Source organism: Spirosoma agri, assembly GCF_010747415.1.
Lineage (GTDB): Bacteria > Bacteroidota > Bacteroidia > Cytophagales > Spirosomataceae > Spirosoma > Spirosoma agri.
Genome location: NZ_JAAGNZ010000005.1, coordinates 60,622 through 84,118 on the forward strand (window position 1 = coordinate 60,622; position 23,497 = coordinate 84,118).

Genomic DNA, 23,497 nt, shown 5'->3' on the forward strand with positions numbered 1-23,497 from the left:
TTGTCTGGTAACGAAGCTTTAGCTGTTTGGGCATGTACAGATAAGAAAGCATCTATCGTCAATCGAGATACTGCGAATATGAAAAAGGGAGTCATCTCTGACTCCCTTTTCAACTAAAAACCTTCCTTTTCGGCTTCCTTATCTTTCTTTTTCTCGTCTTTTTTCTTTTCGTCTTTGACTACTTTTTGACCGGGCTGCACTTTCGGTTTTGGAGCCGGTTTGCTCTTCGTCTTATATTGGTCGAGATACCGATCAACAAACGTGGTCTTTTCGTCAATGGTAGCCGGAACCAACTCAATAGTAGCCTTCGAACTGTTTTTCGAACCGGCCAGCAGGCGATCATTAATATCCTGCTCTGATGTAATGATTGCTAGTTGACCAATCGCTGTGGGCGAACTGCCGGGCTTATAATCGTAAAATACCCATACATCGGGCGATGATTCCAGATAAATGCTCGCTTCATCACCGTTCGCGGTTTTACGAATCTCGACAAAACCATCCATCTGGGCATTGATGTCCGTTGCCGCAATGTTTGATACGCCTAGTTGCCCCGTACTGTAGAAAGCGCCAAACTTATCGGACCAGCGCATGTTCGCGTTCGCCAGCACAAGCATACCGCCCAGCTTCGGCGATGCCTGGTTGAGTGGGGCATGTTGGTTCTGGGCTTTGGCCCGGTAGGCATCTACGGCCGGTTGACCGATCAGGGGTAATAGTTTATCGGAGAGTCTGTTTAAATCATCGTCAGCGGCCTCGTCGTTCTTCTCATCCTGGTTCGTCTTGACGAGCTTATCGGCAATAAGAGTATTGATTTGATCCGGTACCGGAAACGAAAAGGCCAGCAACGTATTCAATCGGTATTGGCTGCTGTCGATATTGATTCGGGCTGATCCGGAAGCCAGCAAATACTCATTCGGGCCAGCGTTCAGTAGATTCATTTTGCCCTTAAACGTCATCAAACCGCGAGCGTCATTAAACGTGAACGCGTTCTCGACCTCATCGGATGCGCTGCCTGCACTGTCTGGGCGGCTGGTACTGTCGGCAGAGGCAATGGCTACCGCTGGCTGACCCGCCGGTAAATCACTGCCTTTGGAAACAATGCGATATACCTTGTCTTTTTCATCGTAGCTCATAATCCCGGTTGCCGAGAAAAGATCATCATCTTTCGAATCTTCTTTCGGGGAGAGGAAAGTAGGGTAGAGCCCGGTGCCACCAACCCGGAAATGAATCCCGGCAACCAGTTGCTGATCGCCCTCGTTCTTCAGGTTTTTGTCGACCTTTATTTCGAGTCGTTCTGCTATTTTTTCTTTAAATGGAATCCAGCCACTGATCAAATCCCGCCGTTTTTTTAGCGCCGGTTTAATGGCTCCATCCAGGGCCAGGTCCTGTTCCGGAGCCTGCATGGTAATGGCCCCTTTGAACAGCATTTTTGGCGCTAGTTGAAGGTTATCGTTTTCGTCGACATCGGCACGGGCAACAGTAAAATAGGTTGTAGCCGATTTTTGTGCTGCGTTACGCTTACTCCGGGCTGGCTTCTTCGTGTCGGCGGTCAGGGTCGATGAGGCAACCGCCGGCGCTTCCTTCAGTTCAAAACTTCCCATTTTGATGCTGGCGGTATCGCCTTTCGCCGTGGCAAACAGATAGGTTGCATCGCCCGCGAAGCGTGTCCGGGAAATGATCTGAATGTTGCCGTTTTTGAGCTTGTGAAACAGGCTGATGGTGTCCAGTTCCAGTTTTGCATTTTTCAAGGCCAGCATCTCGCCGTTGCGCCGAACGGTGACAAGTCCTTTGTCGGGATAAATCCGGGCGTCAGCCGAGGTTATGTAAGGAACACCGCTGATGTTGAGCATCATCTTTTCAACGTCGTACAGAGCTGCCGACCCATTGAACGTTAAGCCTTCCTGCTCAGCCGCCGTGGCTGTAAACGTTGAGTTTTTAACGTCACCGAGCGTGGGTCCGGCTTTCATCGCTATCGTTTTTGCGTTGATGTTCCACTGCGCCCGGTTGATGCTGGTTTTGTAGGCGGCAAAGGGAAACTCCATGCTCGACGCGCCAGTAAGTGTGTCGCTACTACTGGCGTTCGTCGTTTTATTGATCGCCAGGCCAACGATTCCTTTCGTCTGATTGAAGTCTACGTCGATGTCGTTCCCGAGCAGTACGGGCCGAGTGGCATCTTTATCGGATATGATTTTAAACTGGGCGTTGTCGGCGATGAAGCCTTCTTTATTGAACTTGATGCTTTTAGAGACGGCTTCCGAATCTTTACGTCGTAGTGTTCCGTTACCGAACAGACCGGCCGACCGTACGACTAAGCCACCTTCGAGATTCGTGCTGGCCCCGTAAAAGTTGAAATTATTTTTCTGCGTACTGATGACCATGCTGTCGGCTTTGGGCCACCATTTCATGTTGTAGTTGTTCAACTGCACTTGCGGGAAATAGCCTTTACCCACGAGACCTTCTTTGATTTCACCTTTATCGCCCGCAGCCAGTAGTGAATCGGTCATGAAGAGCATGTTCTTGGTCGTCAGGCTGGCCGTGAGGTGATTCAAGACACCTTCCGCCCGCAAGCCTGTTTTGTCCATGACCAGTTCCCCCGTAAACTTCACGTTCGATGGGGCTGAACCTTTTTTACTGCTGTAAACGGGATAACCCGCAACCGGAGCCTTATGAACAAAACCTAAGGTGTTGTCGGGCATGGTTTTCAGCTCCGCTTTGAAGGGCGGAAAAATGCCATCGGAGTAGAACGTGCCTATGAATGAAATGTCACCCTTACCCAGACTGTCGTTATCAATCGCCGGTATCTTAAAATAAACTTTCTGATTATAGGTAATATCTCCGCGAATGGGCTGATTAAAATAAACCGTCATCCCTTCCGGCATGACCAGCCGCTGCGTGGTCTTTTTCCCCTTGATCAGACCCGATTTGTTATCGGCACTACCGAAATAGACCGTTCCTGGATTTTCGTATTTGATGTCGCCACCTACTTCACCCGCTTTGCCCTGCGCTGCGAGTTTCTGGGAAGAGAATGTAATGGAGTCAATCTTGTTGAGGTTCATCGAAAACTTGTCGTAATCGAACTTGAGGTCACGGCCTGCGTAGCGCAGTGTACCGGCCTTCAGTTGGCCATTCAACGTAAAGGCGCGCCCTTTACCAATACGCAGTGTTTTATCCGAAGGAACACCGTATATCTTTAATGAATCGGATAACGTGAAGCGTTGAACACCCCGGATGGTGAGCAGTTTGTCGTCCAGATTGATGGATGCGTTCTTCGTGCTGTCATTAGACGCAAACAAGGATTGGACCTGAAAATTGTCGTAGTCGCGTTTCCCCTGATAGGCCAGCACATAGAGATACCCTTTCCGGCTCAGGCGCATCAGGCCGCTGCGTGCGTCGCGGTCCAGATACCCTTCGAGCACCATCCGTCCCAAAGCACCCCGTAGGGAAACCGGGTTGACTTTCGCGAATCGGGTGATGTCATCGTCCAGAAACGTCTGCTGTTTTGTGGTCGCGATGTAATTGGCCACGATCTGTAACGGGTGAAAACCGTAATCGACGGTCAAATCCGAATAGCGCTGCGGCTGAAAATAATCGAACGACTCGAAGCGTACCGGCACCTCCCGTTTTGCACCGACCTGGTAGAAATCGACTTTCCGACGCGGTAAATCCCACCGAACCACTTCGGGCATGATGTAAAATTTGTGATACGAGTCCGCATACGGAACACGGGAATAATCGGTCCGTTGTTCCCGGTCGAGCCAGGCAATGCGCTGGTTTTTGTCGTACCTGAATTTGACGGATGGATGGGTAATCGAATCCGTATCGACATACCCAACAAACGAGGCCGAAGCTGCCGAGATCAGCGGTTTGGCGCCCGTAGTCGTACCACCAAACCCAGCACTCGTGGTATCGCTGCTGCTAAAATCGAACCGCCGACTGCTGGCTTTGAACGCGGGTTTACCGTTGTATTTGACCGTCACCTGCGCTGGCTGTCCACTAGCCGATGCGCCAATCATCTGTGTGCCCGATAAGGCTAAACCGCCCCGGTACTCGACATCAGGTCCTAGATCAGGTAATTTGACGTCATTCTGCCACGACATGAAGCGCGGGTAGGTTACCGGGCCACCTTTTTTCTTACTGACGTATTCAAAAACACCTTTGATGGGTTTGGGAGATGTGCCCGACCGGCTATCATACGTAAGCGTTACATCGTCGGCAGCCAGACGCGGACTCATGGTCGACATTGAGTACTCACTGAGGGTCACGAAAATATCGGGCCGGCCAGCCGTTTCCCACGTGAACTTGCCTCCCTGACCGACGAAAATACCGTCCTTGAGCATCAGGTCGCCGTTCGTATTCAACAATTGGGCCGAATCGCCGTTGGCAACAACGGCGAGCGTTACGTCTTTCAGCGTAATGACCGCGCCCGATACGGACGGAATGGGCCGACGCTGCGGCACGAACTGCGGTCCCAATTGGCGGGGCTGGGTCGAATCCGACGGGGCTGGTGTATCCCAGCCATCGAAGCGGGAGCGCTCTGCCGCGGCTTTGGCGGCTGCCAGCGAATCGGTCGTGCTCAGTGTCCCCGTCATGGAAATGGGGGGCGCTGCGTCAACGTACCGAAACTGAAAGCTGCCGCCCAGCGCATACAGCTTGTTGTAATTGCTGGCATATAACTCATGCCGTTCGAGGAACCGCCGGGCCGTTTCCAGACTTCGGGCGAAGTTCTTCGGATCATTGGCCTCGAACAATTTTTCGGCTATTGTTAGCAGGCCATCGATATTGGCTGATGCCCCGGAGGGTTGCTGACTGGCCAGATACAGTGCCTCATAAAACGGAACGAAGTACGTAGCGGGCTGAAGCCGCTTCTGGTTCATCTTGCGACTCAATACCATAACCCGCTCCTGTTGTTGAGCCGACAGACGGTTTTCGGACCACATCGCCTGCAAATCTGTTCCGGCCTTAACCGCTACTCCGCCACCGGTCGCCATTAGCTTTTGTACTTCGGCCACAAACTGATCGGGCTTATCGGAAAGCCGAACCGCCTGACCAAACGATGAGGACAGTGTCAGGTAAAGCAATAGGCTGGCTACGATCGATGGTCTAAATAGCCTGATAACCAACGAATAGCGCGAGCGTAATCTGTGAACGAACAGATGACGATGGTGTATGGAGTAAATACGGTTCATTACGTAGTTGTTGCAAAAAGTGTTGATGCCACGGCCACCTGTGTCGCTACACCCGAATCAGACTTTTGAAAAACGAGCGATGTCCATTCCCGAGTTGCCATTCCTTTTACCGGGATAAGGCCCGCTTCAATCGCTTTCTGTTGAATGTCCGGGGCATCGTGCTCGTAGAAACCACTCACTAATAGATACCCGTTTTCCTTCAGAAGATCTGTGTATGTTGGTATTTCGGCCAGCAATACATTTCGGTTGATGTTAGCGAGTACGGTATCGAAAACAGCCGGTACCCAGTTCAAAACAGCATTGGGCGAATTGATATCGTTGATCGTTCCCTGAAACACCGTGATTTGCGGGCAGTCGTTCAGGTCGGCATTTTCGCGGGCGTTCTCGACGGCCCACTCTTCAATGTCGAAGGCCAGCACCGCACGGGCACCCATTTTTGCCGCCAGAATCGCCAGAATGCCGGTTCCACTGCCCACATCGAGCACCGTTTTTCCGGTAAAATCAAGGCTGAGTTGCTGCTCCAGCATCATGGCCGTTGTTTCGTGATGGCCCGTACCGAACGACATCTTTGGGTTGATGATAATGTCGTAACGAAACCGGGCGTCCGTTTGGTGAAAGGACGCCCGGACCCGGACACTGTCGGCCACCTCAATCGGCTCATAATCGCGCTCCCACTCGGCGTTCCAGTTTCGCTTTTCTAACGAACTGACTTCGTAGGCTATTGCGGTTTGACTCGTGTATTTAGCAACAAGTTCCTGTATGGTCTGCTCGTCGAAGTCAGCGTCAATGATGTAGGCATTTACCCCTTCGTCGGTCTCAACAAATGACTCAAAACCAAGCTCGGCCAGTTCGGCAGTAAGGATATCCGTATAATCGGGAGAAACGTGTAGTTGCAGTTCAATGTAATTCATAACTCTAAGGTAGTGAAAAAGGGAAGTCGTATCGCCTGCTTGGCACAGATGATGAGCGATTAATACCTCGATTGCGTTCGCTGAATTTGGGAACATAGTCGACAATCGTGCTGAAAGTTGAGTAGATTCACCGGACCAACAGCAAACCTCTATGACTCCGGAAACGGCCTTTAGCTACGCGAATCTTCTTGTTTTACCGCAGTGGGTGTGTATGATCGTGGCCCCGCGCTGGCGAGTGACGCAGATGCTCGCGCGGATGCTGCCCATTCCCATGATATTGGGAGGACTGTACGTTTATTATCTGCTGATCGCACCCGTGGCGTCTGGTGGGCCCGCCGTCGATTTTCAATCGTTCGGTTCGCTGGCTGGTGTGCAGGCCCTCTTCAAGGGACAGAAAGAGGTTGTGCTTGGCGGGTGGATTCATTATCTGGCCTTCGACCTGGTAGCCGGTAGTTATATTCTGCGCGATGGACAGGCTCAGAACATAGCGCACGGGTGGCTGATTCCCTGTATGCTACTGTGTTTTATGCTCGGTCCGAGTGGTCTTTTAGGCTACGGACTACTCCGACTGTTTCTGGGGAATCGATCCGAAACAAAATTTTAATAAGATATTAAACATTTTCGATTGATTATAGTTGCGTTAAATCCTATCTTCACAGTAGGATTGTCATTCGGGTTTGCCTGCCCGGTTTTACCGTAACTAGTGACGATGAAGATTGGCCGACTTCTGTTCTTTATGGGGTTGATGATTGGGCTTGGTTGCTCCGTTGCTCCTGCGCAAACGATTACACCTGATCAGGCCCGAACGGACCTGACCTACCTGAAGCGAAAGCTCGATCTGCTCCATCCGGGTATGGGTTATTATACACCGAAAACACGCATGGAGCAGTTGTATGATTCGCTCTACAATCGCCTGACGGCCCCAATGCCTTATATGACGTTCTACCATCATGTAAGCCCGTTGGTTACCGCGCTCAAGGATGGGCATACCAACCTGAACCACCGCAAAAATTTTATCGGCAAATCGACCCGTTTCATCCCGTTCTATATACGTCCGGTTGGTGATCAATATTTCATCAGTCATAACGTGTCGGCGGATACGAGTCTGCACCGGGGTACAGAACTGATCACCATCAACGGGCGTACCGTAGCCGACCTGCACCGCGAACTGATGGAGGCCGATCACTCCGGCTCTGATGGGGATAACCTGACGGGACGTCGCCAGTGGAGCCTGGTGCAATTTGCCGACTATTACGCAGCCTGGTATGGTTCTGCTGATTCGATTCGGATCACCTACCGGTTGCCTAACGACACGCTCGTTCGGGCGTCACGTCTGCATTGCCTGACATTAACCAGCTTCCGAAATACGATACAGCGCCGGTATAAGAATGAGATCGATCGGCGGCCAAACCTTTCTGTGCGGATTGTGGACACGCTCACGCATACGGCGGTCTTGAGAGTGTCGACTTTTATGGGTATCAAAAAGAACGACCCTTTTCAGTGGGCGTTTAACCGGCGGCTTAAGAAGGCATTTCGTGAATTGAAGAAAGAGGGTGTTGAGAATCTGGTTGTCGATATGCAGGGCAACGGGGGCGGTATCGTGCTGAATTCGGCGCGTTTGCTCCGCTATTGGATGCCGAAGCCATTTACCATCATGCAGCACGAAGAAATGAAACGGGCGGCCCGGAACGAGCTCATTACCCGCTGGAATCCATTCTCAGTGCTGAACTTCAGCTTACAGTATAAATCGAACGGTTCTGGCGGGTTCGCGAGCCGTTTCTCTCGTCGGCATTACCGGCCCCGGACGCGCACGGCGTTCAAAGGGAATCTTTACTTCATGATGAATGGCGCATCGTTTTCGGCGTCTACGTCCGTGCTGGCCAAAACACTCGACGCGGGTATCGGAACGTTTATCGGTGAAGCGAGTGGTAGTGCCTATTGGGGTGATTTTGCTGGTCATTTCAAAACGATCACGTTGCCGTATTCCCGGATGCAGGTTCGGATTCCGTTGAAAAAACTGACGCACGCGGTCGTCGCTGATCGCGCGAATGGCTTCACCGTCGAACCAGATTTTACGGTTACGCGTTCTTATGATGACGTACTGACCAATCGGGATTATGTGCTGGACTATACCCTCCGGCTTATCCGCGAAGGGGTCGTTGCCCGGCAGCCCATTCAGCCAATTGGAGCCCAACCGTTGCAGGCATCGCGTTAATGCCGTACTTTTATCCGGTATTCGGTTTACGGCAAATCGAATACTGCAAATCGTTTTTGTGTGTATTGTATCGTTGATGTCGAAACCACTGGCGGAGTAAAAGGCTCCGCCCGACTTACCGAAATCGCTATCTTCCGCCACGATGGACAACAGGTCGTTGACTCCTTTCATTCGCTGGTGAATCCAGAATGTCCAATTCCTCCGTTCATTCGCCATCTGACTGGCATTTCGAACGAGATGGTTCAGGATGCTCCTTTGTTCTCGGAAGTGGCCAACCGGGTTATTGATATTACGCAGGACGCCATTTTCGTGGCCCATAATGTCGGCTTCGATTTCAACTTCATCAAGAAAGAACTGGAATGGCTTGGCCATGACTACTTACGGCGGACAGTCTGTACGGTACGGACAAGCCGCAAAGTATTTCCTGGTTTTCCGTCCTATAGCTTGGGTAAGCTTTGCAACTCACTCAACATTCCACTCAATAACCGTCACCGCGCTCAGGGCGACGCTGCGGCTACGGTCCGGTTGTTTGAACTGTTGCTTGAGCACGATGCCCACGGTCTGATTCCCCGTGTCGGCGGGGCGTCAATTGCCATGATGGACTAATAAAGAAAGAATACCGATACAGCGCGGCCCAGCCGGATTACTTAGTAATCCGGCTGGGCCGCGCTGTATGAAAAGAAGTCCTTAATTTTTTTTGACAATCCTGTAACCTTTGCCGGAAGGCGCAGTTTCCAGTCCCAAATGCTGTAAATCCATTCCTACCCGGTTGAACGCGCTAACAGATAACTCACTCATGCTTCAGGTGAAAGCGGGCAATCTGGATAAGATGGGGCTGCTTTTCGAACGATACCATCGACCGCTGTTCGGGTTTCTCTTCCACATGACGGGACAGACCGAATCCAGCGAAGACATGGTGCAGACCGTGTTTTATCGGATGTTGAAATACCGCCATACGTTTACCGGCGACGGCGAGTTTCGGTCGTGGATGTATCATTTAGCCCGGAATGTTCTGGCCGATCAGGCGAAACAAACCAAACGAACGGCCAACCAGGCCAGCGTGACCGAGCTGGCCGAACGGATTGGGGGTGGAGTGACTGCTGACGAGCAGTTGCATCAGGAGCAGGATCGGGATATGCTTCACCAAGCGCTGGCCAGACTGAGTAACGATTATCGGGAAGTGTTAATTCTCAGCCGGTTTCAGGAGTTGAAGTATGAGGAAATTGCCCGGATACTGAACCTGACGGAGGGGGCAGTAAAAGTTCGGGTACACCGGGCAATGAATGAATTAAGGCGTGTTTATTTAACAATTGAAACGGGTCGAAAAGCACATGAACTGTGAACATGCCAACGAGCAATTTTCCGAGTTGCTCAGCAACCAGTTACCGGATGCCGAACGACTGGAGCTGGAAGCCCACATCGCCGGATGTCCGCGCTGCCAGCAGGAAACCGATGCGATGAAGCAACTCTGGCAACAGTTGGCTCGGGTGTCTGCCCCTGAGCCCAGCGACCGGATGCGCGTTCGGTTCGATGCCATGCTCGATACGTACAAGGACACCATAACGCGTGAACAGCCAAGTACACTGAACACAGTCGTGACGAAATTACGTGCATTTCTGACGCCACAGGTGGCCTTACGGCTAGCCTACAGCCTTGCGCTGGTGGGTATAGGTATCGGTGTCGGAAATTGGCTAAACCCTAAGCCTGCAACGACCGCGTATCAACAGCAGATCGATTCGCTGTCGTCGCAGGTGCAGGACATGCGTCAGATGATGCTGTTATCGTTACTGGACAATCCATCGGCTTCGGAGCGGCTTCGGGCGGTGAGTTACACGGACGAGCTCAGTCAGACAAACGGGCGCGTTATTGAAGCGCTGTTGACCACGCTCAATAATGATCCGAACGTAAACGTGCGCCTGGTGACGCTGGAAGCACTGGCTAAACTGGCCGACGATGCAACGGTGCGTCGGGGGTTGGTACAATCGCTCACGCAACAGGATTCACCGCTGGTACAGGTAGCCCTCGCCGATGTGATGGTAAAACTACAGGAGAAACGCTCTTTAAAACCACTTCGGCAACTGCTGCAACAGGAACACCTCAACGATTTGGTTAAAAGTAAAATTCAGGCAAGTATTAAAGCCTTGTCATAAGGCAGTCCGGCAACTACCCTAAATCACAATTATCGCATGAACCTATCGATTATCCCCTGTTTAGCGGGATTGGTGCTCGCTTGTGCCCAATCGCCCGCCAGTGCTCAGGAATTTAAGGAGCACATCAAAAAAGAATTTACGGCTCCGAGCGGTGGTACGCTGGCCATTTACAACATCAATGGCTCCATAAAAGTAGATGGTTATTCGGGCGACAAGGTTATTCTGGAGGTTGATAAATCGATCACCGCGAAGGATAAGGCTGACCTGGAAACGGGTAAACAGGAGTTTAAGCTTGGTTTCGAACAACGGGGTGACAGCATTATTGCCTACATCGCGGAACCGTTTGACTCCCGCCCGAACCGCAAAGAGCGTAATCAAGACCTTCACATTCAGTACGATTTCACGCTCAACTTTACGGTAAAAATTCCCTACACGATGAACCTTCTGGCGTCTACAATCAATGGGGGAAACGTGGATGTGAGCGATGTGAGTGGTGCGATTAAAGTGAACAACATAAATGGAGCCATCACGCTCGTTAACGCAAAGGGCGCTACGGATGCCCACACGATAAATGGCGATGTAGTGATCAATTACCTCGCCAGCCCGCCCGACAAATCGTCATACTATACGCTAAACGGGGCTATTCGGGTGAGTTACCCGGCCAATCTTTCCGCCGATTTATACATCAAAAGCTTCCAAGGTGAATTTTACACTGACTTTCCGGATGCTAAGGTTCTGCCCAGTCAGGTCACGAGGAGTCAGGAACGGAAAGGAGAATCAACCGTCTATAAACTCAACAAGAACACCGCCATACGGATCGGCAGCGGAGGAAAAACATTCCGGTTCGAAACGTTCAACGGTAATATTTACATCAAAAAACAGTCCTGAATACCATGAACAGCACACGAATCGTACGCACCAGTTTACTGCTTTTGTTTCTGTTTTGGACACTGCCGGTGGCCGCACAAAATGACGCGAAAGAGCAGATCGTAGTGCCGCTCAGTGAACCCGCAAAGCCCGGTTTCCTGACCGTCGCCCTGATCAATGGGTCTATACGGGTGGTTGGCTACTCGGGAAAAGAGGTTGTGATTGAAGCCGTTGTCCCTACCAAACGGGGAGAGCGTGACGAAAAGTCGGAGGTCAGCGTAAACGGAATGAAGCGGATTTCGAGCAGTAGCGATATGGAAGTGAGTGCCGAAGAAAAAAATAATAAAATCACCATAAATACGAACTCCTGGAAACGCCCGATCGATTTGACAATCAAAGTGCCAACGCGATGCTCATTGACGCTAAAGACCGTGAACAATGGCGAAATTACGGTAGACGGCGTAACGGGTACACTAGAAATAGCGAACGTAAACGGGGCCATTCAGCTCACCAATATCGCTGGGTCAGCGGTAGCAAACACCATCAATGGGAACCTGACGGCTGTTTTCAAAGCGATTGATGCCGATTCGCCAATGGCTTTCTCGACGCTGAATGGCAATGTGGATGTGACGTTTCCGGCCAGTGCTAAAGCGTCGGTCAAGGTTCGGTCGGATCAGGGCGATGTTTACAGCGATTTCGACATTGACGTTGACAAAATTCAGACCAAATCGACCCGTACCGAAAAAAATGGAATGTATCGGGTAAGCGTAGCCGATTGGGTGAAGGGTAAAATCAACGGCGGTGGTCCCGAAGTGATGATGAAAAATATGCACGGTACTATTTACATCCGAAAGGGGAAATAGTATAGGCTCACTAGGCTGACTATCAATGAGGTGATTAAGCGCCCATTGTCTCTTGGCGAAATAGCGAAAGGCAGCGGCATTCATTACTGGTTCAGATACCACTGCCTTTCGTAAGCTTACTGTTTCTGAATGACTGCGATCAGTTTTTGCAACTCCTTGAAGCGCGCGTCATCTGGTTGTTGCTCCTCGATGGGAATCTTTTTCAATTCCCGAATTATGATCTGCCCAACGATCAACCGCATGTTCTTTTTGTCGTCAGCCGGAATCACGTACCAGGGCGAATTATCTGTAGCCGTCTCATCGATGCAGGTTTCGTAAGCGTCCTGGTAGTCGTCCCAGAAGTTGCGTTCTTTGACGTCACCTTCGTCGAACTTCCAGTTTTTGTCCTGCTCTTCAATACGGGCAATGAGTCGGTCGGCCTGTTCTTTCTTGGAAACGTGCAGGTAAAACTTGATCGTAATGAATCCGTTTCGATACAGGTACTTTTCCATGTCGACGATGGCTTCGTACCGGTGCTTGAATAACTTGTCGATGTTCGTTACGGCCTTTTCAGGTAACCGCTGGGTCTGGGTCAGAATCTCGGGGTGAACCTTCGTTACCAGTACTTCCTCGTAGTAGGAGCGGTTGAAAATGCCGATGGTGCCGCGCTCTGGCAGTTCGCGCCAGCTACGCCATAGAAAATCGTGATCGAGTTCCTGGTCGGTCGGGCGCTTAAACGAACAGACGCGTACACCAGCCGGATTGGTTCCCGTAAAAACATGCTGAATCGTTCCATCCTTCCCTGCTGCGTCCAGGGCCTGAAAAACGACGACCAACCCATAGCGATTGTGCGCATACATGCGTTCCTGCCATTTGTCAATGTCAGCGGCCTGCTGACGCAGTAACGCTTCGTAATGATCGTCATCTTCATAGAGATCATCAACTTTCGTGGGTGCTTTTTTAATCTTGAACGACTTGTCGCCGTCGTAACGGAATTGGTCAGTGTCGAAATCTTTCACAAGGTAGGGGACGCAAACTTTACGTCAGTCAGTTATGTTAACAGTATAGCTAACAACCAGAATTTCCTGCAATGGTTATTGGCCTTGAGAATAACGGATACTACGTGTTTAACGCCATTAGTGGCAACCGCAGTTACCCACAAAGTCAACACAACAAATCGCGTTTTAGCGTTTAACGTATGACAACGAATCAATCAGCAAACTTTGAAAAGGCTACGTTCGGCACCGGTTGTTTTTGGTGTACGGAGGCTATGTACAATTCCCTGGATGGTGTTCATTCAGCTATTTCAGGCTACGAAGGCGGACCAAAGCCCAATCCTACCTACAAAGAAGTATGCACCGGAACAACGGGCCACGCGGAGTGTGTGGAAGTAACCTTCGATCCGTCAAAAATAACGTATCAGGAGTTGCTGGAAGCGTTTTTTCGTAGCCATGATCCAACCACATTGAACCGTCAGGGTGCTGATGTAGGCACGCAATATCGCTCCGTCATTTTTTACCATACAGATGAGCAGAAACGACTGGCAGAGACGGCTAAAGAAGAACTGAACAAAGCCGGTGCTTATAACAGCCCGATCGTAACAGAAATTAGCCCGGCCAGTGAATTCTTCGAAGCGGAAGCGTATCACCAAAATTACTTTGTCAAGAATCCGGGTCAGGGATACTGTGCATTCGTGATCGCACCAAAGCTGGACAAGTTCAAAAAAGTCTTCAAGGAGAAATTGAAATCGCATAGTGAGCTGGCCTAAAGTCAGTGGTAAAACGTACTTAGAGCCCCGAATAGGGGCTTTTTTGTTATTTCTACTACTAGATAGTGCATGTTTGTTGCTAGTTTGTTCAGTCCTTATTTGTCCCTTGGACGTACCCGTGGTACAGCACTAGCGAGTCAAGGTACAAATTGGATGAGCCTGCATGAAAGTAACACAGCGTGATAAATCTATCAGTGATGACCGAAAAACCTGTATCTGGATTTCTACCCCCCTATTCCACACCCTGAGACGGGTAAGCCCACACGCTGAGAGTTCCTGGGTCTTTATATATATGAAAAGCCTAGGCTAGAAATTGAGCGGAAACATAACAAAGAGACTAGACTGTTTGGGGAGACGATAAGGGCCAAGCGCCAGATCGAAATCCAGCAGGGGCACTACGGTTTCTTGGATAGGAGTAGTGGCGCGGTCAACTTCCGAAAGCGTTTAGAGGGCTACGGTTTTCAAACGGACGATAAGAACGTAGGCAAAGTTGTCTACGCCACGAAGACGCCACGAGCAGGCTAAAAAATGAAACTGTTTTCTCGACTGTCACTTTCACCACCCTTTTTCGGCAGAACGGGTGGCTAGCGGTCCAAAAAGGTGGTGAGAGTGAGGTTTTAAAGCACAGTTTTATCTCTTCACCATGACAACCTCGTCAACCTATAAGCCTTTAGCTGATCAGCTGGAAATCGACCACGGCTCAGCTATTCTGGAAGAACTGACTGGCCAAACCCTACATCGAAAAGGTCAACCGGTCCGACTCTTCGATCAGACGGTGAAGACGTTGGAAGCCTACTACCCCGCCGACGACACCGGCAAGCCCTACGTTCAGGACTTTCAGATTAACGGTTTGGAGTAGTAACGAAAGCCTTTCCCGTTATCATACAGTATATCGGGGACTATCCCATTAGGTACCAAATCTTCTCAAAAAGTGCAGGAAACACCAATCACTAATCAGCGACTTGGCATTATGTTGAACACCCCTTTTCAACATAATCTATTAGGATAGCAAGTGAATCACAGTCCTGCTAGGGTGTGCCGATAAAGGTGCTTCTAGATAAGCCCTCCGCTTTTTTAAGCTAATTTGAACATGCATCTGGCCCCAAGCAAGTTGCCAGTTTGTTGTAGCAACGAGCGGCATTCTTTAAAAGGCTCTAGCTTTCTAGTGAAGTATCACGTTAAATAAACCAGCACGTATTGGCAATAACAAGGTGGTTTTTTGTGCGAACAAAACCGACTGCGCACTGCCAGAAATAGCCTGCCGGCGTTGGGCTATCGAGTATACTTCTGCCAGAGTCATCCGGATTTTATCCAAGCCGACAACGACACTTAACCGATCCCTAGTGCCGGCCTTTATTCCTTAAGGTAGGACCAAAATGGTTCTTCGGCGGGTGTTTCGGTTGGTGGTTGCAGCATCGAGTAACTCATCGAGCTTAGAAGTACCTAGTCCTGCTAAATAGAACGAATGGGTTGATGTGTTAAACTTTTTATGTAACACTTACCAAATAAATTACTGGGTGGGTGAAATGTGCACCTTTTTGGGTGAAATCTGCACATCGCTCTACCAACTTTGGCCTAAACTTGCCCCGGCATTGTCCGCTCCGCTTTCGCCCCTCACTGACCGGGTGATGCCCTATCCCGACAACTACCCACGAGACGAACTCCTTGTCTTGCATAACCAGCTAACTAATTTCTTTATGACCCATTATTTACCTTCTTTTTCCAGGTCTGGCCTGCAGGCGCTCAGCCTGTTGCTGGATACCAGCCTGCTGGCCTAGGCCCAGGTCATTCACTCCACGTTGCCATATGCTAGCTCTGTAGCCGGCAGAAAGAACTAAGCCCCGGCCTAAAAAACAAAAACTACAATGCGATCAACAACTACCCAACCCCATTCAGGGCATCATTCGAGCTGGCTGCAACTGGCGGCCACTCTCCTGTTCTTACTCAGTTTATCTACTCGGCTGCTGGCCCAGAACGGGGCGGTGACTGTTACCCAGAGTTTTTCCTACACCGGGCAGATTGTTACCTGGATCGTGCCTACGGGCGTCACCTCGCTGACCATCGAAGCCCGGGGGGCCGAGGGAGCCGCTGGGAGCTACGATGTGTCGGGGGGCAAAGGGGCTATTGTGGCCGCCCAGGTGAGCGTAACCCCCGGCCAAAACTTGAGCATCCTGGTGGGTCAGCAGCCCGCATACCGGTTTAATTTTGGTGGGACTGGGGGCGGGGGTACGTTTGTGGTGGCCCCCCCGAGCAGCACGACAGCGCCCACCCCGCTGGTGATTGCGGGCGGGGGCGGGGGCGGGAGTTACCCTGACAACCCGATCAAACATGGGCAGGCCGCCCGGCAGGGGAGCGCTGGTGATCGTGGTGCCAGTGGTGGTAGTAATGGTAGTGGGGGTGCTAGAAATACTGGTGGTAGTGGTGGTGGTGGCCTGCTGGGTGATGGAGATGGTGTTACTAGTGTTGCTGGTGGTAAAGCCTTTGTCCACGGCGGGGTTGTTGGGGGTGCCGGTGCTCCTGGTGGTGGTAATGGTGGCGGTGGTGGTGGTGGTGGCTACTCGGGTGGTGGTGGTGGCTACACAGGTGTGGGTGGCGGGGGGGGCTCGTACTACCCTACCGCTACCACGCCAAGCGTCACGACAGGAACAGCAGCCAACTCGGGCAACGGGCTGGTCATCATCAGCTACAGCGTTTACCCCATCCGCTACGTCAAAGCCACGGCTGCCGGCACGGGTGATGGCTCCTCCTGGGCCAACGCCAGCAGTGATTTGCAAGCTATGATCAATGCTTCTCAGGTGCAGCAGGTCTGGGTAGCCCAGGGCACCTATAAGCCCGGTGGCAATGCCAACACCAACCGTTTTGTCAACTTCTCGATGAAGGACGGCGTGGCGATCTACGGCGGCTTCGTGGGCAACGAAACCAGCCTGAGCCAGCGTCCGGCGATAACGATGACCACACCTAGCAGTACCACCCTAAGTGGTGACATCGGCACCGTCGGAAACAGGGACGACAACAGTTACCACGTCATCTACAACTCGACGGATCTGACCACCAGCGCCGTGCTGGACGGCTTCCTCATCACCGGCGGTAATTCCACCGACGCTGGCGGGGGGATGTACAATGTTTATAGTAGCCCCACGGTGCGGAACTGCTCGTTTCAGAACAATTCGGCGGTCAATGATGGCGGGGCCATGTGCAACTATGGGTATGGTGGTGGCACCAGTAGTCCGGTACTGATCAACTGCTCCTTTCTGGCCAATTCGACCATGAATGGGAGCGGGGGCGCCATGAACAACGATGGGGGTAATGGTGGCGTTAGTAGTCCGGTGCTGACCAACTGCTCGTTTCTGGCCAATTCGGCCAGATACAGGGGCGGGGCCATGTACACCCTGCCGTTTAATGGTACTAGTAGTCCGGTGCTGACCAACTGCGTACTCTTCGGCAATGGAGGGGAGAGGTCAATTTCTACTGACGGGGGCGGCACGGGTACCGTGTCAGCAAGGTACTCGTTGTTCGAGACGGGCACAAGGGACTATAACTCCGGCGCGGGTAACCGAACCACCGCCGTTTCACCCTTCGTCAGTGCCAACGATGCCCGGCTCAACGCCTGCGCAGCCGCCATCAACGCGGGGGATAACGCAGCCAACAGCACCACCACCGACCTGGCCGGTAACCCGCGTCGCTATAACGGAGGCCAGATCGACATGGGGGCCTACGAGTATCAGGGGGATCCCAACTCTCCCATCAGCATCACCCGGCAGCCTGCCAGTGGCTCAGCCGTCTGCCCCGGAAGCACCGTCAGTGTTCCCCTTAACGTGAGCGGTACGGTCAGCGCCTACCAGTGGTACAAAGACGGTCAAGCCGTCAGTGGGCAGACCTCGGCCACGCTCACCCTGGCCAATGTGCAGCCCGCCCAGAGTGGCTCGTATTCGATCATCGTCACCGGCGCGTGTAACAGTGTCACCAGCACCGCCTTTAGCCTGACGGTTAACGCCCCACCCGTGGCGACGCTGACGGCCAGTCCCTCGACGGTCCTCAGCTGCGCCCAGACTAGCCTGACGCTCACGGCGGACGGTGGAAACGGAAACACCTATGCCTTTTCGGGGCCGGGGGTTGTCAGTCAAAGTGGCAACACGGCCATGGTGAACGTAGCCGGTACCTACTCGGTCACCGTGACCAACGCCAGCGGTTGCACCAGCACCACCAGTATCACCATCAGTCAGGACAACACGGCTCCGTCGGCCAGCCTGGCCAGTAGTGGTGGGCTCAGCTGTAGTGCCACCAGTGTAACGCTAACAGCCAGCCCCAACGGGCAATCGTATCGGTTCAGTGAAGGAGCCACCCCGATTGGCACCACCAACCAAGCTACGGTCACCACGGCGGGTATCTATTCGGTAACGGTCCTGTCGGGCAATGGCTGCTCGTCGGTAGCCTCCACCACCGTGACGGGTGATCAGACGCCCCCTACGGTAGCGATCACGCCGACGAGTGGCACACTCACCTGCCAAAGTCCTACGCTTACGTTGACGGCTACTACGAGTGTCCCGACCCTGCGCTGGAGCAGTGGGCAGACTACACCGAGTATCACGGTGAACGTCGCGGGCACCTACTCGGTGACGGTCACCAACACCGCTACAGGGTGCACCAACACGACGAGCGTCGCGGTCAGTCAGGACAATAGCCAGCCCACGGTAAGCATCACACCGAGCACAGCCACACTAACCTGTGGCCTACCAACCGCCACGCTCACGGCCAACACATCCGCCAGCAGCCTCACCTGGAACACGGGCCAGACCACGTCGAGTATTTCGGTGAGCCTGGCCGGTACCTATTCGGTCACGGTGACCAGCGCCAACGGTTGTATGGCTATGACGCAGGCAACGGTCAGCGGCACAACGGATGCACCTACCGCCCCGATCCTGACCGCTAGTCCTTCGACGACCACCACCAATCAGCCCATCACCGTCACGACCAATGGCTGCACCGGTGGGGTAATCAACTGGACGGCCTTGGGTGGGGCGGGTCAGGCTAACGGCAACACCTACACGCTCTCCCAGCCGGGCAACTATACCCTCTCGGCCACCTGTAGTTTGAACGGTTGCACCAGCAGCTCGTCCACTCCGCTGAGCGTGCAGATCCGCCCTGGGGGCTTTGCCATCACGGGGGTGGGTATGGTCAATTGTCAGTTGATCGATGAGGCCAAGGGTGGCTATCAGGTCCAGTTTACCGCCCAGTACGCGGGGCAGAACAGTAATCCGATCAGCTTCTCGGTGGTCAACGAACTGGCTCCCACGACGGCTCCGGCACCCTACGCGCTGCGTCTGTACACCGACAACCCGGTTATCACCCTGGTCGCTACGCAGGCGGGTAATGGTGAGGCTCGCTTTGCCTACAACTGGCTGGCCTCCTGCCAGAGCGGCACAAGTCCCAACCAGCCGCCAACCACCACGAGTATTCCCAATCAAACGATTGTACAGGGACAGGGCTATCAATTACAACTGACTTCCTATTTCTCCGATCCCGACGGACAAGCATTGAGCTTCCAGGCGTCGGGCTTACCAGCGGGGCTTACCCTAGCGGGTTCGGTGATCAGCGGCACCCCTTCGCAAACAGGGGTATCCACCGTGAACGTAACGGCTCTGGACCCCGGTGGCTTGCAAGTCAGTACGAGTTTCCAGTTGACGGTAAACCCCATGCCAGTGACTCCCCCTTCGGGCTTTGCCATCGTGGGGGTCTCGACGGTGAGTTGTCAGGTGCTCAGTGCGGGTGAGCGGAGGCTGACCTTTACGCCCCAATACGCCGGGGTGAATGGAACGCCCATCAGCTTCTCGGTGGTTAACGAACTGGTAGCCACGACAAGTCCGGGTCCGTATAGTCTGAACCTCTACACCGATAACCCAACCATCACCCTGAGCGCTCAGCAGGGAGCCACCGTGAGCACCTACCGCTATAATTGGCTGGCCGTGTGCACCCCATCGGCCCGAGTGGGCAGTGGTGAAGTGGGGTTGAGCCTAACCGTTCGCGTGCTGGGTAACCCCGTGGCAGGTAACTCTGCTGAGGTTGAGATTAGTGGCGTATCGGGTCAACCCGTGCAGCTGAATCTGGTGGATCTGCAAGGCAAGCCGGTCCACACCCATCGAATCGAGCAGGCGAGTGCCCTGGAGCGGGTCAGCTTGCCGCTAGGAGCTAGCAACGGGGTCCTGCTCTTACAAGTGAGCACCCTTACCCAACGTCAGCAGGTGAAACTGCTGCGAACGAATTAGCGCGAGTGCCCTACGAGCGCCTAGATGTAATGGTCCGAGCGGTTGTAGAGCCTATCGTCTTATCAAATCAAGTTGGATTAGTTATATGGATGAAAAGCCGTATTCATATTGGATACGGCTTTTTTGTAGTCGTATACGCTGTCGCCTGGCAAAAACGCTGGTTCATTCTTTCGCGTCACTCATTAACATTCCTGCCAGGCACTTAAATTGGCCGCGCTCAGCAACTCTTCTGTGACGGAATAGGGTTGAAGCCCTACGATTCGCATCGACTATTCGAAACTCGCACCTTACCTGACGAGTACCGGAAACTATACCCGGTTACACTACGCCGATGGTAGCCTAAGTATCTTCGCCGTTACTCTAAAAAAAGTAATGTCTCATTATCCCAGTCTGACTCGTTTCCACAAACACGCAGCCGTTAATCCATTATTTTTTAAGCGGTATTCCTAGGGTGTCAGTCAGCTGGTAATTTCGTTGCTTTATCGATTGGGCGAAGTCTAACTAGTTGAACGATTTGCCTTTTAGCACGAATCAATGAACCGAACCTTTACCGCTATTCTCTGTTGGCTAGTTCCAGTCATCCTCAGTGCTCCATTGCTGGCTCAATCGTTACCAAATCCATTGCCGCAATGTGGTACGGAAGACCTTACCCCCCTGCAGAAACGTGCCCTGGTGCAACAGGGAAACCTGGCGCTGGAACGCAAACGAGCTTCGGGAGCGGCTTTTAACACCATCGCGTACGTGCCTATTCGGCCCCACATCTTTCGCCGAAGCGACGGTACTGGAGGCTTTACGCTGGCCAATTTAAATCAGGCAATGGCCATTACCAATAACTATTATCTCTTGAATGGCTATGGCATCCAATTCTACTTCGCGGGCACTACACCCGATTATATTGACAATGATCGGTTGCTCAATAATTTCCTCTATGACGATGAGTCGTCAGTGAACGGGCGGGATGCGACCAATGCCATGAATCAATACTATGTGAACCAGATTGCCAACAATACAGTAGGCGGATACGCCTATTATCCAGAAAACAGTATTCATTCAACCCGGTCATTCATTGCAACGTATGATAACGGCCAAATGAATTATGTAACCAACAGCACGATTCCTCACGAGCTGGGCCACAGTTTTAATCTTAGGCGTTTAAGCGTTTTCAATTTGCAGATTGGCTATACCTGATTTTCTTTGTATCCTTATCAACGAGAACAACTAATACCTACGCAAGAATAAGACGCACTACGGCAAGCCGCCGAATATTGGGAAGAGCAATACAACCGGATCAGCGAGCAGACTGAGTCGTTCCCCAGAGCAGGGATTACCGAGGATGATCTGGAAACTGCCTCGTGGTTGGCAGAGGTAAAAGAGATGTATCACAAGAAGTACCAGAAGGCTCGGCAGAACTACGTTGACGCTGACTACGGCAATGTGCAAGATTTGCTAGGATAACAAAAAGCCAGCTTATCAGGGCTGACGGTGGGAGAAAAAGCTTGATTCAGTCGGATAAAAGGATAAACTTGTCTGAGGAGCTTTTAATTTAGCCCCACACGCTGGGTAGAATAGATTTAGTTCGTAAATCGTCCTCTCTTATAAACTGTAACTTCTTCTAAAAACCACTCGAGTGGTATCGCGAGTTTACGTCGAGTGGCCTCCCCGAACAGGCTTTCTAAACAGGCGGTTTCCAACTAATTTTTGACCCAGGAAGATCCCCAGTTAATCAGAAGAAGATTTACTGGGTACTATTGCAATCCGGCTAAAATCGCCACTAAGAATGCGAAACAAGCCAGGTGTAAACTTATCCAATAAGAGCAACAAGGATAAGCAGAGCACCGCCGTTAGCAGAGGGCTAAGCCAATAAAGAAGTCCAATACCCATTGTGGCGACCAAAGCTTTAAACAGAAAATAGTTTACCACTGGGTGGTACAAGTACAAGGGTAGGGAATATCGCTGCCCATAGTAACTCAATCGGCAGGTCGGGGAAACGATTAATCGTAGTGATAACAGAAAAAGACCCACCGATAAGAAAAGTGTTCCCACCACAAAATCAACTAGTCGAAAACTGGATTGATTACCCGACAAGAGCCAGACTTCAACCAGCTGCAAGCCAAACCCAAAACTAATTAATAGCCAACAGGTTGATGTATACACGTACCGATGGAGCGAGTATTTAGCCCCTAGAAAGCCGATGCACAAGAAAGGAATAGAGAGCAGCAAACGGGCATAAAGGGGATGGGGACTCATTGCCAACAGGAAACTATACGGGTTTAACCCTAAAATGAGGATAATTGATAAGACTGCCAGAAAAGGCAATACGTCCTGCCGAAGATAGGTTAGACAGAACCAAAGTACCAGATATCCTACTAAAAGTGAGGTAAGAAACCAGAGATGAAAATAAGCCCCGACTAGGAGTGTAAAATGGGTAGCTAGACTGCTTACAGAACCTTCGGTAAGGCCTAAAAAAAGTAAGTAGAACAGATTCGCCCAGACAAAGAGTATCGTCACGGATTGGGCCGTTTTCAGAAAAGCCTGCTTTGCATGTGTGCTATAGCTTTTCTGAAAAAAGTAGCCACTAACCATGAAGAAGAAAGGTACAGCCCAACGTCCCGCTAAAGGTAAGAGCGGAAACTTATCAGAATAAATGCAATGGATGAAAATAACGGCGAAGGCAGCTATTAATCGAAACAGATCGACACCAGCATTACGTTGACTCATAGCTAGGATAACTGATTGCTTTTCCGAAACGTGACGGAGGGGCCAACTTCAACAGACCGATTAAATCCACTGGTTGCTGGAGGCCTGATACTCGCTTTAGTTGGCTTGAGTAGGTTGTCAATGTAGCCAGCTCGTGGAGAAAAATTAACCAAAGAAAAGGGCTTGTCCCTGTACTCCTTTGATCTAACAACCCCTGAAAGGTCACTCCAATTTCCAGTGTCAACCAAAGGTCTTAAAACAAATCACCTAAAATTTGGGCTCCGTCTGGATTGCCCGGCACCATGTTGTCGTCACACGTGGGCGTAGTACTCTGCGGAACGGGTACCGAGGGCGATTAACACGCGTAAATTGAGAGCGCTAGAGAGAACCACAGAAACCATATCGCTGTATATTACAGCTGAACTAAGCCATCACCGGGAGTAGTTTTAGTATGTTGTTCACTCATTTGTCTTTTAGGAGAGGGCGTAGTTTCCGGTAAGGCCATCCTAGAAGAATTACAGGCGATCAAGAGCGTTGGGGATGGATTCAGCGCGCTTGAGCCGATTGTTTTTCGAAACGATAGGAAGACACGCAGTTGGCC

16 protein-coding genes are annotated in these 23,497 nt (G+C 51.7%); 12 read left to right on the forward strand and 4 right to left on the reverse strand.

Annotated features, from left to right (window positions below; all coding sequences use genetic code 11):
- Positions 1–113: 113 nt before the first annotated feature.
- Both GK091_RS26620 and prmA read right to left on the reverse strand, forming a co-directional pair.
- Complete coding sequence (locus GK091_RS26620) at positions 114–5,183, reverse strand: hypothetical protein (RefSeq protein WP_246202439.1); 5,070 nt, start codon at positions 5,181–5,183, stop codon at positions 114–116.
- A complete protein-coding gene (gene prmA, locus GK091_RS26625; RefSeq protein ID WP_164043781.1) occupies positions 5,183–6,094 on the reverse strand; it encodes a 50S ribosomal protein L11 methyltransferase in 912 nt (303 codons plus the stop codon). Before prmA ends, GK091_RS26620 begins: the two co-directional genes overlap by 1 nt.
- 151 nt (positions 6,095–6,245) lie before the next feature.
- Here prmA and GK091_RS26630 point away from each other — a divergent pair, with 151 nt between their 5' ends.
- From GK091_RS26630 to GK091_RS26660, 7 genes are all read left to right on the forward strand, one after another.
- Entirely contained in the window at positions 6,246–6,698 is a 453-nt protein-coding gene (locus GK091_RS26630) for an ABA4-like family protein (protein WP_164043782.1), read from the forward strand.
- 105 nt (positions 6,699–6,803) lie between these two features.
- Positions 6,804–8,309 (forward strand): S41 family peptidase, encoded by a 1,506-nt coding sequence (locus GK091_RS26635; RefSeq protein ID WP_164043783.1) that lies wholly within the window; start codon positions 6,804–6,806, stop codon positions 8,307–8,309.
- Between the two features lie 60 nt (positions 8,310–8,369).
- On the forward strand, positions 8,370–8,915 hold the full coding sequence (locus tag GK091_RS26640) for a 3'-5' exonuclease (protein WP_164043784.1): 546 nt from the start codon (positions 8,370–8,372) through the stop codon (positions 8,913–8,915).
- A gap of 190 nt (positions 8,916–9,105) precedes the next feature.
- Positions 9,106–9,651: an RNA polymerase sigma factor gene (locus GK091_RS26645; RefSeq protein WP_164043864.1), complete on the forward strand. Its 546-nt coding sequence runs from the start codon at positions 9,106–9,108 to the stop codon at positions 9,649–9,651.
- Positions 9,641–10,459 (forward strand): HEAT repeat domain-containing protein, encoded by an 819-nt coding sequence (locus GK091_RS26650; RefSeq protein ID WP_164043785.1) that lies wholly within the window; start codon positions 9,641–9,643, stop codon positions 10,457–10,459. The genes GK091_RS26645 and GK091_RS26650 overlap by 11 nt, the downstream gene beginning before the upstream one ends.
- A gap of 36 nt (positions 10,460–10,495) precedes the next feature.
- Positions 10,496–11,347, forward strand: a complete 852-nt coding sequence (locus tag GK091_RS26655; protein ID WP_164043786.1) for a DUF4097 family beta strand repeat-containing protein — start codon at positions 10,496–10,498, stop codon at positions 11,345–11,347.
- Between the two features lie 5 nt (positions 11,348–11,352).
- Positions 11,353–12,189, forward strand: a complete 837-nt coding sequence (locus tag GK091_RS26660) for a DUF4097 family beta strand repeat-containing protein (RefSeq protein ID WP_164043787.1) — start codon at positions 11,353–11,355, stop codon at positions 12,187–12,189.
- A 116-nt stretch (positions 12,190–12,305) separates the two neighbouring features.
- Here GK091_RS26660 and GK091_RS26665 read toward each other — a convergent pair whose 3' ends face one another.
- Positions 12,306–13,187 carry a PPK2 family polyphosphate kinase gene (locus GK091_RS26665; RefSeq protein WP_164043788.1) on the reverse strand — a complete coding sequence of 294 codons (882 nt, stop codon included), beginning with the start codon at positions 13,185–13,187 and terminating at the stop codon, positions 12,306–12,308.
- A 179-nt stretch (positions 13,188–13,366) separates the two neighbouring features.
- Between GK091_RS26665 and msrA the strand changes: the two genes are divergently transcribed.
- From msrA to GK091_RS26690, 5 genes are all read left to right on the forward strand, one after another.
- Positions 13,367–13,936 (forward strand): peptide-methionine (S)-S-oxide reductase MsrA, encoded by a 570-nt coding sequence (gene msrA / locus GK091_RS26670; RefSeq protein WP_164043789.1) that lies wholly within the window; start codon positions 13,367–13,369, stop codon positions 13,934–13,936.
- Positions 13,937–14,579: 643 nt separating this feature from the next.
- On the forward strand, positions 14,580–14,795 hold the full coding sequence (locus GK091_RS26675; RefSeq protein ID WP_164043790.1) for a hypothetical protein: 216 nt from the start codon (positions 14,580–14,582) through the stop codon (positions 14,793–14,795).
- Positions 14,796–15,462: 667 nt separating this feature from the next.
- Positions 15,463–15,714, forward strand: a complete 252-nt coding sequence (locus GK091_RS26680) for a hypothetical protein (RefSeq protein WP_164043791.1) — start codon at positions 15,463–15,465, stop codon at positions 15,712–15,714.
- Positions 15,715–15,801: 87 nt separating this feature from the next.
- Positions 15,802–20,199 (forward strand): beta strand repeat-containing protein, encoded by a 4,398-nt coding sequence (locus GK091_RS26685; RefSeq protein ID WP_164043792.1) that lies wholly within the window; start codon positions 15,802–15,804, stop codon positions 20,197–20,199.
- 534 nt (positions 20,200–20,733) lie between these two features.
- Positions 20,734–21,387, forward strand: a complete 654-nt coding sequence (locus tag GK091_RS26690; RefSeq protein ID WP_164043793.1) for a zinc-dependent metalloprotease family protein — start codon at positions 20,734–20,736, stop codon at positions 21,385–21,387.
- A gap of 531 nt (positions 21,388–21,918) precedes the next feature.
- Here the strand turns inward: GK091_RS26690 and GK091_RS30160 are convergent.
- Positions 21,919–22,917 (reverse strand): acyltransferase, encoded by a 999-nt coding sequence (locus GK091_RS30160; RefSeq protein WP_164043794.1) that lies wholly within the window; start codon positions 22,915–22,917, stop codon positions 21,919–21,921.
- Positions 22,918–23,497 lie beyond the last annotated feature (580 nt).